We start from the raw sequence: 14214 nt of genomic DNA, 5'->3' as shown, positions 1-14214 counted from the left end.
GAGCTGAATGTAGCAGATAGCGAAATGTACTACCATAAGTAAAACTAATCACTTTTTTGGTTTATCAATACTTTACGCCGCCATTTCTGCGCTTTTTCTACCACTTTATGCTGTGTAGATATTTTACGACTTTTAGTCGGCAGCACAATAACTGGCCGCGAAACAATTAAATTGTTGGGATAAACGACTAATTCATTCTCGACTGTTTTTAATACGGTACTAAATAAATTAATTTCAACAATGCGACCATCAAGATAATTGGCACCATCGACAACACGTATTTCAGCCCCTTGCGAGTAGGCTTTATGGCCTAATAAAATAAAGAAAGCCGTTATATTGCTAAGTAATGACCAACTTGCAAATAGAGCAACACCTGCAATAGCAATAACAGAGGAAGCCAGTACCAATAACCCTCGGATATCAAGGCCCCAAATAATACTTAGCACAACAATAAGCACTAGCATTAATAAGATATGCATTACAACTACAGCCCGTTTATTCATATCATCTTTTAGCCGACTATGAGCTATCAGCTGATATAACACGGGCAATAAGCGACGGCTAAACACAAAATAAAGGCCAATAGACAACAGCGTAAATAAAAACTGAACCGTTGTCGGACTAAATTGCTGTATAAATTGCTGTAACGACTCAATAAAAGACACGGATACCTCAGCTGTAAGACTAATCTAAATCGTTTAGTGGCCAACGTACTATATAGTCTTCAAAGTCATCCATATTGACTTGTAACTCACTAATACTTTTATTGCGCACTGACATTTGTTTTTTATGCATTAAGCTTTTTTTACCGTTATTAAGTAAAGGATGCCAATGTGGCAACCCTCTGCCTTCATGTAAACGACGATAAGCACAGCTAGTTGGCATAAAGAAAATATCTTGCAAATTATCTTTTGTTAACTCAATGCAGTCTGGCACTAATTGTGTACGCTGCGCATACTCGGTGCATTCGCAAGCATGGCTGTTTAAGTAGCGACAGGCTATATTAGTATAATGAACTTGTTCTTCTGGGTGCAGTACATCTGTTGGGCCCGTATCTTCGTCATCTTCAATAAACTTATTAAGACAACATTTACCGCAACCATCACATAAGGCTTCCCATTCCTCGCGGTTCATTTCTGCCAACGATTTATGTTCCCAATACTTCTCGGCTAAGGCCATCTTTAACTTACCTGTGTTTGTAATGTGAAATAATCAGCTAATTGAACTTGGAGTTGATCAGCTGCCTGTAACGGCCCTACCCCTGCTGGCGTGCCAGTTAACACGATATCCCCTGGCAGCAAGGTAAAATGATGCGACATTTCGCTAATTAATGCGTTTATATCACGGATCATATGGCGGGCATCTCCGGCTTGCCTAGCAATACCGTTAACCTGTAATGAGAATTTAAGCTGCTGCGGATCGGCTATTTTATCGCTAGCAATAAAGCTTGCAACGGGGCAGGCATTATCGAAACCTTTAGCAATTTCCCACGGCCTACCTAGTTGTTTTAACCGCGCTTGTTGTTCGCGCAGGGTTAAGTCTAAGGCTAAACTATAACCCCAAATGGCAGCGCCAACCTGGCTTGGGTTAGCCTGCTTTAATGGTTGCTTAATCAAAACTGCAATCTCAAGCTCATTATGCACGGCCCCTTGATTTTTAGGGATCTCAATAGCCGACGCCATTGCACATAATGCGGTATTTGGCTTTATAAAAAACGGCGCTTCTGGGGCAGTTAGGCTGTTCATTTCAGCAATATGATCTTGATAGTTCTGGCCAATACAGACCACCTTGCCTACTGGCAAGTCTATAACTTTACCCCCATGTTCAACATGCTGATAATACACAGCCGCCGTTGTCATTAGTTTTCAACCTTAGCAACAATTAAGTCAGCTAAATAACCAACACTAGTGACAAAATAATACGACTTATTCCAGTGCATTAGCACTTTATAATTGTCATAGGCTAAATAAGCACGGCCTGTTTCACCATCTGGAAATATTAATGCTGCGCTAATATCACGCTGTGGTAGATCTGCACCATTTAATCGTCTAACACCTAAGGCTTGCCATTGCGCTAAACTGCGCTCAGACTGCTGCCAGCGGCCTAACCATTCACTGCGTTTTAAGCTGCCTCTAGCAATAGCATGGCTAGCATCAAAATCCGCAGGTAATACTACTTCGCGGCCCCAGGTTTTGTCATCATCCCAACCTTGTTGCTTTAAATAATTCGCAATAGAGGCAAACACATCTAATTGGTTAGTCCAAATGTCCATTTTACCGTCACCATCACCATCTTGGGCATAAGCCATAAATGAACTAGGCATAAACTGACTTTGTCCCATAGCACCGGCCCATGAACCTTTCATGTCGGCAAAACTAATATGGCCTGCGGCTAAAATATCTAAAGCATGAAAAAATTCTTTTTTAAAAAAAGTCTCTCGACGCCCTTCATAAGCCAAAGTCGCTAATGCCGATGGCACTGAATAGTTGCCCATTAAGCGGCCAAAGCTACTTTCTAATCCCCACAACGCCACGATAAAACGAGGATGAACACCGTATTTCTTACCAATCTTTGTTAATTCAGGCAAATATTTATTATAACGCTCACGCGCCATTGAAATTCGTACTTCGCTTACTCGCTTCGGTAAATAGGTGTCGAGTGTTTCTACAAATTCAGGCTGGCTTTTATCTGCAGAAACTACCCGTTCATGAAAGGTCAGAGAGCTAAAAACTTGGTCAAGTAATTCTGTATCATAGCCTTTCTCTAGAGCTTCAGCTTTTAACGTTGCCGTATAATCACTAAAACTGGCTTTTGTTTCATCGGCTAAAGCGGGTAAGGTTAAAAAAGCAGTTATGCTGGCAACTTTAATTACAGTTTTAACTATAGTGGTAGCTGTTCCTGATAATGTTTTAAACATATCCATCCTTATTAACTAATTCTGTTTTAACTGCTGGGCTTTATGTTCAGCAAGTAAGTTTTCAACCGGTGGCGGTACTTGTAAATAAAAACCTTGGTCTTTTAATTGCTGTTTAACTTTTGCTAAATCTGCCAAGGCTAAATGCTGACGCGAAGCCAAGTTAATCACCGTTACTAACTGCGGCGTACCAAAGCTTTTTAATAAAGCTTCTGGTACAGCAGAGAAGTCATCACGCCGTTCTACATAAAGATAAGTTTGCTCTTTTCTAGGACTTTTATATACCGTACATAACATAGAATAAAACCACGTTCGAACCTTGCTTAACGAAGGCCTAAACTATAACATGAAGCCTCATTATTGCGTAGCCGCAACGCGGTGGCAAAACAAATAATTGTTAAGGTTTTAGCGAATAAAACCTTTAAATAATACTTTTAAATAAAAAGTGCGCTAAGAAAAGTTATGTCAGATCAATTGTTGGAATTAAAAGGGAGCTTGTTCCCTTTAACAGTACTCTCGTGTAAAGAGCTTTCAGTTACTTTTTTACAACAACAGTTAAGCCAAAAGCTGGCTCAAGCACCTGCTTTTTTTTATCAAGCTCCTATTATTCTTAATCTGACTGACTGTCAGCAGTTACCTGATTTTGATGCCATTAAACAACTTTTTACAGAATTAAACTTAGTATTAGTTGGTGTGTGCGGGGCGAATCCAGAGTTAAAACAAGCTGCACAACAAGCTGGTTTAGCCTCATTACAATTAGGAAAAGATGCTAAAACCACTGTAAAAGCACCGGCTGAACCGGCAAAAGAGTCAGAGATCACCCCTATCGCTTTGGATAGTAAAATAATTGAACAGACAGTTCGCTCTGGGCAACAAATTTACGCTAAAGGCACCGATCTTATTATTAAAGGTACGGTAGGTGCTGGTGCTGAAGTAATAGCTGATGGCAATATTCATATCTATGGTACTTTACGTGGTAAAGCTATCGCCGGCGCTTCTGGTGATAGTAGTAAACGAATTTTTTGTTACAACTTACAGGCTGAGCTTATTTCTATAGCAGGTAATTATTGGTTAAGTGACAGTTTGCAAGGCGAGTTTTGGGGCAAGGCATCTTGTATTAAATTACAAGACGACCAACTAGTATTAGCAGAATTAGGATAAGGAATAAACTATGGCAAAAATCATAGTCGTAACGTCAGGTAAAGGCGGTGTTGGCAAAACAACCTCTAGTGCAGCTATTGGAACAGGCTTAGCACTTAAGGGCAAAAAAACCGTCATTGTTGATTTTGACATTGGTTTACGTAATTTAGATTTAATTATGGGCTGCGAGCGTCGCGTTGTTTACGACTTTGTTAACGTAATTAATGGCGACTCAAATTTAAAGCAAACACTGATTAAAGATAAACGCTGCGATAATTTGTTTATTTTACCCGCATCACAAACCCGCGATAAAGACGCATTAACAAAAGAGGGTGTTGAGCGTGTTTTAGATGAATTAGGCAAAGATTTCGACTTTATTATTTGTGACTCTCCGGCGGGTATTGAGGCTGGTGCTATGATGGCGTTATATTTTGCTGATGAAGCTATTGTTGTCACTAACCCTGAGGTATCATCTGTGCGTGACTCAGATCGCATTTTAGGTATGCTTTCTAGTAAATCTCGTCGAGCTGAAAACAACCAAGACTCTATAAAAGAGCATTTGCTATTAACCCGCTATAACCCTGAGCGAGTTGAGAAAGGTGAAATGCTTGGCGTTGAAGATGTAACCGATATACTGTCTATTAAACTACTAGGTGTTATACCTGAGTCTCAAGCTGTACTGAATGCTTCTAACTCTGGCCAACCCGTTATTTTGGATACAGAAAGCGATGCTGGCCAAGCTTATTTAGATACGGTTAATCGCCTGCTAGGTGAAGACGTGCCTTTTCGCTTTATCAATGTTGAGAAAAAAGGCTTGTTTAAACGGATTTTTGGAGGCTAATTAATGTCATTACTGGATTACTTTCGTTCATCAAAAAAGCGTACAGCCAGTACAGCAAAAGAGCGACTACAAATTATTGTTGCCCACGAGCGTAGAAAACGAAATAGCCCAGACTATTTACCGCAGCTTGAGCGCGATATTTTAGAGGTTATTCGTAAATATGTTGATATTTCACCAGAGCAAATTGCTGTTTCTTTAGAGCAACGCGATAATGAACTATCCGTATTAGAGCTAAACGTTACTTTCCCTGATGAAAAAAACAATTAAAACCTCAATTTTAATTAAAAAAACCTCGCACATTGCGAGGTTTTTTATTTTGCTTTGTTTCTTTATTTGTCACTTTGAGCTTAAACTGCAATATGCTCAGGTACAGGTAAATAAGGCAGCAATACTTGCCTACGCCAACCTTTAAGGTATTCAGGCACAGGTAAAGTAGAGCGCTGCTGATCTGACACCCGCCAACACCAGTTAATATATTCATTAAGCTGACGTTTTACAGACAGAAACTCAGCTGAAATACCCTGCTCTGTGGCTGCTTTTTTAACCGCCGCACTAACCGCAGCCACCTCTTGCTTGTAGCCAATAAAATGCTCTTGATGGTGAAACCGTTGCGGGCAAGCGTCAGCAGGCAATGCTTTAGCGCGCTCAATCAACTCAATCACCATTTTACCATGACGGCGTAATTCTCTATGCGGCATATCAGGTATATTCATTAAGCTTTCTAGCGTGCTAGGACGACGCTTAGCAAGTTCGAACAGTTGAGCATCTTTAAACACTAGGCCTAAAGCTAAGTCTTTTTGCTGCGCATATTCAGCGCGCCAACGAACTAATTCCCGTAAAACGGCAAGTTCACGTGACGTTAGTAGCCAGCTATTTTTAATCTCTAAATACTTAAACTCAAACGGCAGCTTTTGATGTTTTCGCTGCATTAATTGCTGGCCTTCTTGCAATAAAAGGGCAGATTGCTCAGAGTTAAGCTCTTGCTTTAACGTTTGATATAAAGGATATAAAAATAATACATCATTAGCTGCATAAGTAAGCTGCTTATCCGCTAACGGTCGCGCTAGCCAGTCGGTACGCGTTTCGCTTTTATCAACCACCTTATTAGTTATACGCTCAACCAGGCTAGCAAAACCTACACTGCTGCCCCAACCCAGTAAATGAGCCGCTAACTGACTGTCAAATAAAGGCGTAATGTCAGTGATGCCAATAGTGGCAAAAGCTTCAATATCTTCGTGACATGAGTGCAGCATCTTAACCATATTTTCATTGGCAAAGACGTCTATTAGCGGCTGCCAATCAGTAATAGTCAAAGGATCGACTAGGGCTAAATGTTCACCGTCAAATAATTGAATTAAACCTAATTTAGGCAAAAGTGTGCTTTGACGAATAAACTCTGTATCAACAGCAAGTAAAGTACTAGCAGCAATACGCTGGCAATAATTTGCCAGCGCTGCGTTATCAAAGATTAAAGGGATCATTTACAACCTAATATTACGTCGCTTATTTTATGATGTTTTTGCTTTTTTTAGCTCTTCATCACGTAACTCTCGACGTAGAATTTTACCTACGTTAGTTTTTGGCAGCTCTTTTCTAAACTCAACCTGCTTCGGTGCTTTATAGCCAGTTAAATACTCGCGACAGTGATCAATCATTTCTTGCTCTGTTAATGATTGATCTTTTTTAACCACAAACAGCTTAACAACTTCACCTGAAACTTCATGTGGCACGCCAACGGCAGCAACTTCTAGCACTTTTTCATTCATTGCTGCCACTTCTTCAATTTCATTTGGGTAGACATTAAAGCCTGATACCAAAATCATATCTTTTTTGCGATCAACAATATAAAAGAAGCCTTCATCGTCCATACGAGCAACATCGCCGGTATATAACCAGCCATCTTTTAGTACTTTAGCCGTTTCTTCAGGTCTATTAAGGTAACCTAGCATCACTTGCGGTCCGCTAACTAGCATCTCACCCGCTTCACCTTTAGGCACATCATTACCTTCATCATCAACTAAACGAATATCGGTAGAGGGAGCAGGCAAGCCAATACTGCCATTAAAGCCGTCTAAATCATACGGACTTACGGTAACTAATGGACAACACTCGGTTAAACCATAACCTTCAAGTAAACGTGTGCCTGTTATTTTTTGCCAGCGTTCAGCTACAGGACGCTGTACCGCCATACCACCACCTAAAGACAGTTTAAGAGTGCTAAAGTCAACATCAGCAAAGCCTGGGGTATTTAATAAGCCATTAAATAAGGTGTTTACCCCTGTGATAGCCGTAAATTTAAAGCCTTTTAATTCTTTAACAAAGCCGGGCATATCGCGTGGGTTAGTAATTAATAAGTTAGTGCCACCGTATTTAAAGAAGGTAAAGAAGTTGGCGGTTAAAGCGAAGATATGATAGAGCGGTAAAGCAGTAACCACATTTTCTTTGCCTTTAACAAAAAAGGTATCTAAACAGCCGGTTACTTGCTCTAAGTTACCCACCATATTGCGATGCGTTAACATAGCGCCTTTAGACACACCGGTAGTTCCGCCTGTGTACTGTAAAAAGGCAATGTCACTGCCCGATAAATTAGGCTTTGCTAAGGGTAAGTTAGCACCTTGCTTTAGGGTGTCGTTAAAGCGAACAGCAGCTTTTAAATTATGGCTAGGAACCAGTTTTTTAACGTGCTTAACTACTAGGTTAACGATACTACCTTTTACACAACCTAACATGTCACCCATTTTGGTTAAAATAACATGCTCAAGTTGAATGTTATCTTGTATTTCACTCAAAGTATGCGCAAAGTTTTCAACAATAATAATCGCTTTAGCTTTTGAGTCGGTTAGTTGGTGCTCTAGTTCTCGAGGGGTATAAAGCGGGTTAACATTAACAACGACACAACCTGCGCGCAAAATGCCCATTAACACTACGGGGTATTGCAGTAAGTTAGGCATCATAATAGCGACAGCATCGCCTTTTTTTAAGCCTACACTTTGTAGATAAGCGGCAAAAGCATTACTTTTTTGATCAAGCTCAGCATAAGTAATGGCTTTGCCCATATTAATAAACGCATCTTTATCTGAATACAGCTCAATACTTTGGCTAAAAATATCTAATAACGATGGGTAATGATCCGCATCTATTTGCTCTGGCACACCTGACGGGTAACGTTTTAACCAAACTCTATCCACCGCCTTCTCCTTCCTAGGGTTATTATTTTTTTATCAAGCCGGCATTTAATGCAATTACTTTTAAAATACAAATCGCTCTGGCTGATACTACTATTAATGATTCGAGTTTTTACTCTAGCCGATAATCATCCCACAATTAACAACAAGGTACAAATACTCTACTGCTTAGGCCTGATAAACTTTAATGTCATGCGATCGCTTTCGCCAATCGCTAAGTAGTACTCTTTATCTTGTCCACCCATTGCTAAAGTTGGCGGTAAGGTATAAACACCTTTAGGGTAATTTTTACTATCTAATGGATTAGCATTGATTTCACTACTAGCGACTAACTCAAAACCCACTGATTCAGCTGCCTCAATAACATAAGACTCATCTAAATAGCCTTCACTAGCTGAGCTAGAGATTTCTGATAATTTAGACGCTCGATGCTCAACCATGCCTAAAATGCCACCTGGTTTAAGTGAGTTAAACAAGGTTTCTAATGTCGCCTTTAAATGACCATCTTCATTCCAAATGTGGGCATTGCGAAAGCTTAATACCATATCAAATTGCTCTTTGGCTTCAGGTATTAATTGCGGCGGCACTAACTCTAGTGTAGCAACCTGGCCAAACCTGGCTTCATTTTCTGCTATATGTTGCTCTAATTTAGCGCTAATTTTAGCCCAGAATACATTTCTGTCATAACGAAAGTACTCCGGTTCTTGAGTAAACTGGGCTAAAGTTAACTGGCCTTTATCCCGTAAAAACGGAGCTAAAATTTCGGTATACCAGCCTTTACTTGGCCAAACCTCTAATACCGACATCTGTGGCTCAATACCAAAAAATGTTAACGTTTGGGTAGGATGACGATAAGTATTGCGTTGTATATCTTCCTCACTACGAGCAGGATCTTTGGCAATGCTATCTAATTGGCTAAAGTATTGCTGCTGTGAAACCTCAGCAATACTTGGCATAGCAACAACTATCGCTAGAGGAATAATTACGGTATGGATTAATTTTTTAATTTTTATAATCATTAATATCTTAACAACCTCTAAAAGATAAACACCGATTAATCTATTTTATAATCTAATATAGATTATTTAATCGAAATTTTAACCGTTTATGTTAAAAAACACTTTGCTACTAATTAAGCACTAGCTGCAGCCCGATGTAAAGATAAACAATCAGCTTATACTAACGGTGCTTTGTCGACTTATTTTTGTCATTTATGTTCTATAACGTACACTATCACGCAATAACATCAAGTAAGGTTTAGCTGAGATTTTTATTATGCTGAAAAAACAGAAACAACATCCCTTTTTATCTTTCGCCGTTTTACCCGTAGCTTTATTAACTATAAGTGTATTCTCTAATGTTGCATTAGCAGCAGCCCCAAAAAATATCATCTATATGATCGGTGATGGTATGGGGCCGGCTTACTTATCAGGCTACCGCTACTTTAGTAACGATACTAATACTAAGAAAGTGCAGAGCACCATTTATGATCAACTTTGGTTAGGTATGGCAAGCTCTTACCCTGATGATGATACCTATGTTACCGACTCTGCAGCAGGTGCAACAGCGTTAGCTACAGGCGTTAAAAGCTATAATGGTGCTATTTCGGTCGATCATAATCATATGCCATTAAGCACTATGATGATGCAAGCCAAAAAGCGTGGCAAAATGAATGGTATTGTAGCTAGCTCACAAATTAACCATGCTACTCCCGCTTCTTTTTTAGCCCACAATAAAAGCCGCAGCAATTACACTGAAATTGCTGATATGTATGTTGATTACAAAATTGACGGTAAGCCTGTTGCTGACCTTATGCTAGGTGGCGGCCAAAAGTATTTTATCCGTGATGATCGCAATTTAATTAATGAGTTAAAACAGCTTGATTACCAATATGCTGATAACTGGCAACAATTAGACAAGCTAACACGCACACCTGCTATTGCTCTATTAGCGGATGTCGCCCTACCTTCGGCACTTGATAACCCTGTGCAACAACCGTTAGCTCAATTAACCACTAAGGCATTACAGTTATTATCACCCGCGGAAAAAGGCTTTGTGCTTATGGTAGAAGGCAGTCAAATTGATTGGTGTGGTCATAGCAACGATATCGCTTGTGCCATGGCAGAAATGGATGACTTTGCCAAAGCCATTCAAGTTGCTAAAGATTATGTTGATGCCAACCCAGATACGTTACTCATTATTACGGCTGATCATGAAACAGGCGGTTTGTCTTTAGGTGCTAATGGTGTCTATGAGTGGCGCACTGATAAAATTAAACAAATTCGTAATACGGCTTTAGTTATTGCAGATAAAATGTCAAAAGCAGAAACGGATAAGCAAGCATTGCAACTATGGCACACATTAACCAGCATGGCATTATCTGAAGAAGAGTCCTCTTTACTGCTAGCGGCTAAAGCCACAAGCAGTAAGGCATTAACCAAACAGATTAAAGCAATTATTAATGAAAAAACCCATACCGGCTGGACTAGCAGCGGCCATACGGCAATTGATATACCGGTTTTAGCCTATGGCAAATGGAAAGATGATTTTATTGGTTTTCAAGACAACACTGATATTGCCAAAAAAATTATGCATTATATTGAGCAAACTAAATAAAGCAGTTTGTTATTAACTCGCCTGCCCTTCTTTGCGATTACCTTAAGAAGGGCACTTCAACGTTTAAAGTAATAATTAAGCGTAAAGATCAACACCCAGCATAGATTGAATTTCGCTACGACGCTCTTGGTTTTGTAGGCTTTTATAGGCTAACAAGGCGCGCTCTGCTTGGGCATCATTATGTTTAGAACGAAAAGAAGGTTTATCTTGCTCGGCATCTAAGGCAGATAATACCTTGGCGTTGCTGCGTACTCCGGTTCCTTGAGGTGTAACCGGAGCTATCTTTTGCTCAGCAGACTGCCTACGCGCTTCGGTGTTAGTGTATACCGGAGCAACATTTGCAGGTGCATTAAGACTTTGATTTACGGTTAACGTCATGGCAGTGCTCTTGTTCAGACTTTATAAGTAAAACGCTGAGATACAGCTAGATTTAGCAACTTCAATTTAAACCTAGCTTGGCAAACTTGGTTTAATTATAACCAATGGTAAAATTTAACCAAGTATTATTTAGCTTCTACTCACTTACCCGGTAACTTCTGCCATGTGACTTCATCTCGCACATAACTGGGCTCTGCTAATTCTGCAGCAATAAAATCACCGGCTAACAATGCAGGTAGCGCTAGCGCTAGCATATCTTGAGCTGATGGGTACAAAATATCATCATAATAAGTTGCAGCCTGTTTTAGTTGCAGCTCTTGAGCATAAGTTTGCCAACCGGTTCCGACACCCGCTACTTCGCCTGCTAAGCCTAGGGTAGATAAAACACCCGGTTTTACCGCAGTTTCTGCCAATATTGGCTGCATAAGTTCAGTTGTAGCATCAAGCTTATAAGCCGCTATATAGACTTCAGCCATGCGAGCATCAATAGCAGCAACCACTTGCTTGGCGCCTTTTAAGCGATAAGCCGCTTGTGCCATAGCCGCTAACGTAGAGACACCATATACTGGCAAATTAGCACCAAAACCTAGCCCCTGACAGACCCCAGCGCCAATTCGTACCCCTGTAAAACTACCTGGGCCTTTACCAAAAACAATGCCATCTAACTGCGATAGACTTAATTGGGCCTGACTAAGCAATTGTTGGATCATCGGCAAAATGCGCTTGCTATGCTGCTGTGGGCAAACTTCGTCTAAGGTTAACAGCTGATTATTAATAGAAAGTGCAACCGAACAAGCTTCGGTTGAGGTATCTAAAGCTAATAGTTTTACATTATCTTGCTGTTTCAAGATTCGTTTTCCTGCTCTATTTGTTTTAAAAATGTAATAGCATCATCCAGCGACCGCGTTCGGCTCATTGCTGGTAAGCTGGTTAAAAATATTTCGCCGTAAGGTTTTGTTACTAATCTATTGTCACAAATAACCATAACCCCGCGATCTGTCACATCACGAATTAAACGGCCAACGCCTTGTTTTAGGGTGATAACAGCTTGGGGCAATTGTACTTCGAAAAAAGGATCCTTGCCTTGGCGAACACAGTTTTCGCTGCGCGCTTGTAATAAAGGCTCATCTGGTGAAGCAAAAGGCAACTTGTCGATAATAACACAGCTTAAAGTATCACCACGCACATCGACGCCTTCCCAAAAACTGCCTGTTCCTAATAGCACTGCATTTTTTAATTTCACGAATTGTTCTAACAACAAACGTTTTCCAGTTGTGCCTTGCACTAGCACCGGCTGACGTATTAAATCGGGTAGCTGCTTAGCCACCATTTGTAACATACGGTGGCTAGTAAAGAGAAAGAAACAGCGGCCATTGTTAGCGGCTATTAATTGACAGGCAATGTCGATTAATGTTTTAGTCATTGTTGGCTGATGCGGCTCTGGCATAAAGCGAGGCACACACAATAAAGATTGCTCAGCATAATTAAATGGGCTTTCTAACAGCAAGGTTTTTGCTTGTTGTAAACCCATTTGCGCAGTGTAATGACTAAAACCATTATTTACCGACAAAGTAGCAGAGGTAAAAACCCAACTACGTTCATCCGCAGCCACTATAGCGTTAAACTTATCAGCTATGCTAAGCGGCGTTAAGTGCAAGCTAACGTGCAAACGAGTCGTTTCATACCATAAACTCACGCCATCTTGCTGCATATCCGTCAGTTTGGTTAAACGCAGTTTAATTTGCACTAAGCGCTCAAACACATTATCAATTTGCTCACTACGGCCTAAGCTGGATTTAAGTACTAAATACAGCATTTCAATACTTTCGCTGACCCGGTTTAAGGCCGTTTGCATCGGCAGTTGCTGATAAGCTTCACGCCAATTACCCCGGGTTGAATCATCAGAAAACTGTAGCCGCCAATCTTTTACCAATAAGGCCAGTTTTTCTGCAACTTTAGCTAGCTGTGGATGATCGCGTAATTCTGTTTTACAGGCGACATCTATATCACGGCATAAATCGAGCAATAGCCGACTGGAAACATGTTCGCCAAAATAGTCACTAGCAATATCCGGCAGCTGGTGGGCTTCATCAAATATTATTACATCCATATCGGGTAATAACTCACCAAAACCGGTGTCTTTAAGTGCGAGATCAGCAAAGAATAAATGATGGTTAACAACCACTAAGTCGGATGCTTGGGCTTTTTTACGCGCGTTTAATAGATGGCAGTCTTCATAAACCGGACAGTCTTTGCCTAAACAGTTATCTGTCGTACTAGTGACGTAAGGCAAGGCTTTAGAATCTTCAGCAATATAACCTAGTTCGCCTATATCGCCGGTTTGGGTTTCAGCAGACCATTTTTTAATTAAGCTTAAATCTTGGATCAGCTTGTCATCTTGCAGTGGCACATGATTATAGTGCTGCTCTAAACGAAATAAACAAAGGTAGTTACTGCGCCCTTTTAGTAGCGCTAATTGTAATGGACTAGCGAGCGCTTTAACTACTGTGGGTAAATCACGATAATACAATTGTTCTTGTAGGTTTTTTGTGCCGGTAGATAACACTACCTTTTTGCCACTAAGTAACGCAGGCACTAAATAAGCATAGGTTTTACCTGTACCCGTACCGGCCTCTACAACTAAAGCACCTGACTGTTCAATAATATCAGTCACGGCTTTGGCCATATCTAGCTGGGCTTCTCGGGCATTAAAGCCGTCAATATGCTTAGCTAAGGCACCGGTCGCAGAAAATGCAGCATTAACTTGGTTATGCATGGCGAGCAATAAAAAGTGAAGATAAATGTGAAAAAACAATAAGCTGCACAGCAAATACCATCTTAGCTAAATATAAAGTCGCTATTATGCCTGTTTTGCTAGCAGAAATCAGACAAAAATATCTAAGCGGCCATCATCCCCTACCTTCTGTTCATCTTCGGGTGTGGTATAAGGTGCCTCTGGTACATCTTCAATAGCCTTACCGTATCTTGGCCGGCGTAAAATTAAAAATTTTTGTTCATGGGGTTTTAATAATGTAAGTCGGGCATCTCTGAACACTGGCACGACTAATTTAGCGTCTTGCTCAACAGGACCACCGACTACACGTTGCACAAATGGCATAAAAGCATCCATGAATGGCCTC

At 40.5% G+C, this 14214-nt stretch carries 16 protein-coding genes; 4 read left to right on the top strand and 12 right to left on the bottom strand.

The annotated features are described in order from the left end of the window. Nucleotides 1-44: 44 nt before the first annotated feature. From ACRCA4_RS05035 to ACRCA4_RS05015, 5 genes are read right to left on the bottom strand one after another with little or no spacing between them, the layout of a single operon-like run. A complete protein-coding gene (locus ACRCA4_RS05035; protein WP_433185060.1) occupies nt 45-665 on the bottom strand; it encodes a mechanosensitive ion channel domain-containing protein in 621 nt (206 codons plus the stop codon). Nucleotides 666-684: 19 nt separating this feature from the next. Then, nucleotides 685-1179 (bottom strand): YcgN family cysteine cluster protein, encoded by a 495-nt coding sequence (locus ACRCA4_RS05030; RefSeq protein WP_433185057.1) that lies wholly within the window; start codon nt 1177-1179, stop codon nt 685-687. A gap of 2 nt (nt 1180-1181) precedes the next feature. After that, complete coding sequence (locus ACRCA4_RS05025; RefSeq protein ID WP_433185054.1) at nt 1182-1859, bottom strand: fumarylacetoacetate hydrolase family protein; 678 nt, start codon at nt 1857-1859, stop codon at nt 1182-1184. After that, nucleotides 1859-2917: a lytic murein transglycosylase gene (locus ACRCA4_RS05020; protein ID WP_433185051.1), complete on the bottom strand. Its 1059-nt coding sequence runs from the start codon at nt 2915-2917 to the stop codon at nt 1859-1861. The genes ACRCA4_RS05025 and ACRCA4_RS05020 overlap by 1 nt, the downstream gene beginning before the upstream one ends. Before the next feature lie 15 nt (nt 2918-2932). Further along, the gene (locus ACRCA4_RS05015) at nt 2933-3211 is read right to left on the bottom strand and encodes a YcgL domain-containing protein (RefSeq protein ID WP_433185048.1); all 279 of its coding nucleotides are present in this window, start codon (nt 3209-3211) and stop codon (nt 2933-2935) included. Nucleotides 3212-3376: 165 nt separating this feature from the next. Here ACRCA4_RS05015 and minC point away from each other — a divergent pair, with 165 nt between their 5' ends. From minC to minE, 3 genes are read left to right on the top strand one after another with little or no spacing between them, the layout of a single operon-like run. Next, complete coding sequence (gene minC, locus ACRCA4_RS05010) at nt 3377-4075, top strand: septum site-determining protein MinC (protein WP_433185045.1); 699 nt, start codon at nt 3377-3379, stop codon at nt 4073-4075. Nucleotides 4076-4085: 10 nt separating this feature from the next. After that, complete coding sequence (gene minD / locus ACRCA4_RS05005) at nt 4086-4895, top strand: septum site-determining protein MinD (protein WP_433185042.1); 810 nt, start codon at nt 4086-4088, stop codon at nt 4893-4895. 3 nt (nt 4896-4898) lie between these two features. Continuing rightward, nucleotides 4899-5162: a cell division topological specificity factor MinE gene (minE, locus tag ACRCA4_RS05000; protein ID WP_433185039.1), complete on the top strand. Its 264-nt coding sequence runs from the start codon at nt 4899-4901 to the stop codon at nt 5160-5162. Between the two features lie 80 nt (nt 5163-5242). Here minE and rnd read toward each other — a convergent pair whose 3' ends face one another. The 3 genes from rnd to ACRCA4_RS04985 all read right to left on the bottom strand — a co-directional run bounded on the left by rnd (nt 5243) and on the right by ACRCA4_RS04985 (nt 9099). Continuing rightward, nucleotides 5243-6376 (bottom strand): ribonuclease D, encoded by a 1134-nt coding sequence (rnd, locus tag ACRCA4_RS04995; RefSeq protein ID WP_433185036.1) that lies wholly within the window; start codon nt 6374-6376, stop codon nt 5243-5245. A gap of 27 nt (nt 6377-6403) precedes the next feature. Next, the gene (gene fadD, locus ACRCA4_RS04990) at nt 6404-8083 is read right to left on the bottom strand and encodes a long-chain-fatty-acid--CoA ligase FadD (protein WP_433185034.1); all 1680 of its coding nucleotides are present in this window, start codon (nt 8081-8083) and stop codon (nt 6404-6406) included. Between the two features lie 158 nt (nt 8084-8241). After that, nucleotides 8242-9099, bottom strand: coding sequence for a class I SAM-dependent methyltransferase (locus ACRCA4_RS04985; protein ID WP_433185031.1), 858 nt, complete (start codon nt 9097-9099; stop codon nt 8242-8244). 256 nt (nt 9100-9355) lie between these two features. Between ACRCA4_RS04985 and ACRCA4_RS04980 the strand changes: the two genes are divergently transcribed. Beyond that, nucleotides 9356-10696, top strand: coding sequence for an alkaline phosphatase (locus ACRCA4_RS04980; RefSeq protein WP_433185028.1), 1341 nt, complete (start codon nt 9356-9358; stop codon nt 10694-10696). A gap of 75 nt (nt 10697-10771) precedes the next feature. On the opposite strand, the gene ACRCA4_RS04975 is transcribed toward ACRCA4_RS04980, so the two are convergent. The 4 genes from ACRCA4_RS04975 to ACRCA4_RS04960 form a co-directional block, all read right to left on the bottom strand. Further along, nucleotides 10772-11074 carry a hypothetical protein gene (locus ACRCA4_RS04975; protein WP_433185026.1) on the bottom strand — a complete coding sequence of 101 codons (303 nt, stop codon included), beginning with the start codon at nt 11072-11074 and terminating at the stop codon, nt 10772-10774. Between the two features lie 140 nt (nt 11075-11214). After that, nucleotides 11215-11922, bottom strand: a complete 708-nt coding sequence (tsaB, locus tag ACRCA4_RS04970) for a tRNA (adenosine(37)-N6)-threonylcarbamoyltransferase complex dimerization subunit type 1 TsaB (RefSeq protein ID WP_433185023.1) — start codon at nt 11920-11922, stop codon at nt 11215-11217. After that, entirely contained in the window at nt 11919-13850 is a 1932-nt protein-coding gene (locus ACRCA4_RS04965) for an ATP-dependent DNA helicase (RefSeq protein WP_433185020.1), read from the bottom strand. The genes tsaB and ACRCA4_RS04965 overlap by 4 nt, the downstream gene beginning before the upstream one ends. A 108-nt stretch (nt 13851-13958) precedes the next feature. Then, on the bottom strand, nt 13959-14204 hold the full coding sequence (locus ACRCA4_RS04960) for a hypothetical protein (protein WP_433185017.1): 246 nt from the start codon (nt 14202-14204) through the stop codon (nt 13959-13961). Nucleotides 14205-14214 lie beyond the last annotated feature (10 nt).

It is taken from the genome of Rheinheimera sp. WS51, from assembly GCF_050936095.1.
Taxonomy (GTDB): Bacteria; Pseudomonadota; Gammaproteobacteria; order Enterobacterales; family Alteromonadaceae; genus Alishewanella.
This window is presented reverse-complemented; position numbering and strand designations above follow the sequence as displayed.

What these genes read in the sequence shown, in the direction of transcription:
- minE (WP_433185039.1), top strand. Translation starts at nt 4,899, where the DNA reads ATGTCATTACTGGATTACTTTCGTTCATCAAAAAAGCGTACAGCCAGT.
- minD (WP_433185042.1), top strand. Translation starts at nt 4,086, where the DNA reads ATGGCAAAAATCATAGTCGTAACGTCAGGTAAAGGCGGTGTTGGCAAA.
- ACRCA4_RS04980 (WP_433185028.1), top strand. Translation starts at nt 9,356, where the DNA reads ATGCTGAAAAAACAGAAACAACATCCCTTTTTATCTTTCGCCGTTTTA.
- ACRCA4_RS05030 (WP_433185057.1), bottom strand. Translation starts at nt 1,179, where the DNA reads ATGGCCTTAGCCGAGAAGTATTGGGAACATAAATCGTTGGCAGAAATG.
- ACRCA4_RS05020 (WP_433185051.1), bottom strand. Translation starts at nt 2,917, where the DNA reads ATGTTTAAAACATTATCAGGAACAGCTACCACTATAGTTAAAACTGTA.
- ACRCA4_RS04975 (WP_433185026.1), bottom strand. Translation starts at nt 11,074, where the DNA reads ATGACGTTAACCGTAAATCAAAGTCTTAATGCACCTGCAAATGTTGCT.
- ACRCA4_RS05015 (WP_433185048.1), bottom strand. Translation starts at nt 3,211, where the DNA reads ATGTTATGTACGGTATATAAAAGTCCTAGAAAAGAGCAAACTTATCTT.
- rnd (WP_433185036.1), bottom strand. Translation starts at nt 6,376, where the DNA reads ATGATCCCTTTAATCTTTGATAACGCAGCGCTGGCAAATTATTGCCAG.
- ACRCA4_RS05025 (WP_433185054.1), bottom strand. Translation starts at nt 1,859, where the DNA reads ATGACAACGGCGGCTGTGTATTATCAGCATGTTGAACATGGGGGTAAA.
- ACRCA4_RS04985 (WP_433185031.1), bottom strand. Translation starts at nt 9,099, where the DNA reads ATGATTATAAAAATTAAAAAATTAATCCATACCGTAATTATTCCTCTA.
- ACRCA4_RS04960 (WP_433185017.1), bottom strand. Translation starts at nt 14,204, where the DNA reads ATGGATGCTTTTATGCCATTTGTGCAACGTGTAGTCGGTGGTCCTGTT.
- ACRCA4_RS04965 (WP_433185020.1), bottom strand. Translation starts at nt 13,850, where the DNA reads ATGCATAACCAAGTTAATGCTGCATTTTCTGCGACCGGTGCCTTAGCT.
- minC (WP_433185045.1), top strand. Translation starts at nt 3,377, where the DNA reads ATGTCAGATCAATTGTTGGAATTAAAAGGGAGCTTGTTCCCTTTAACA.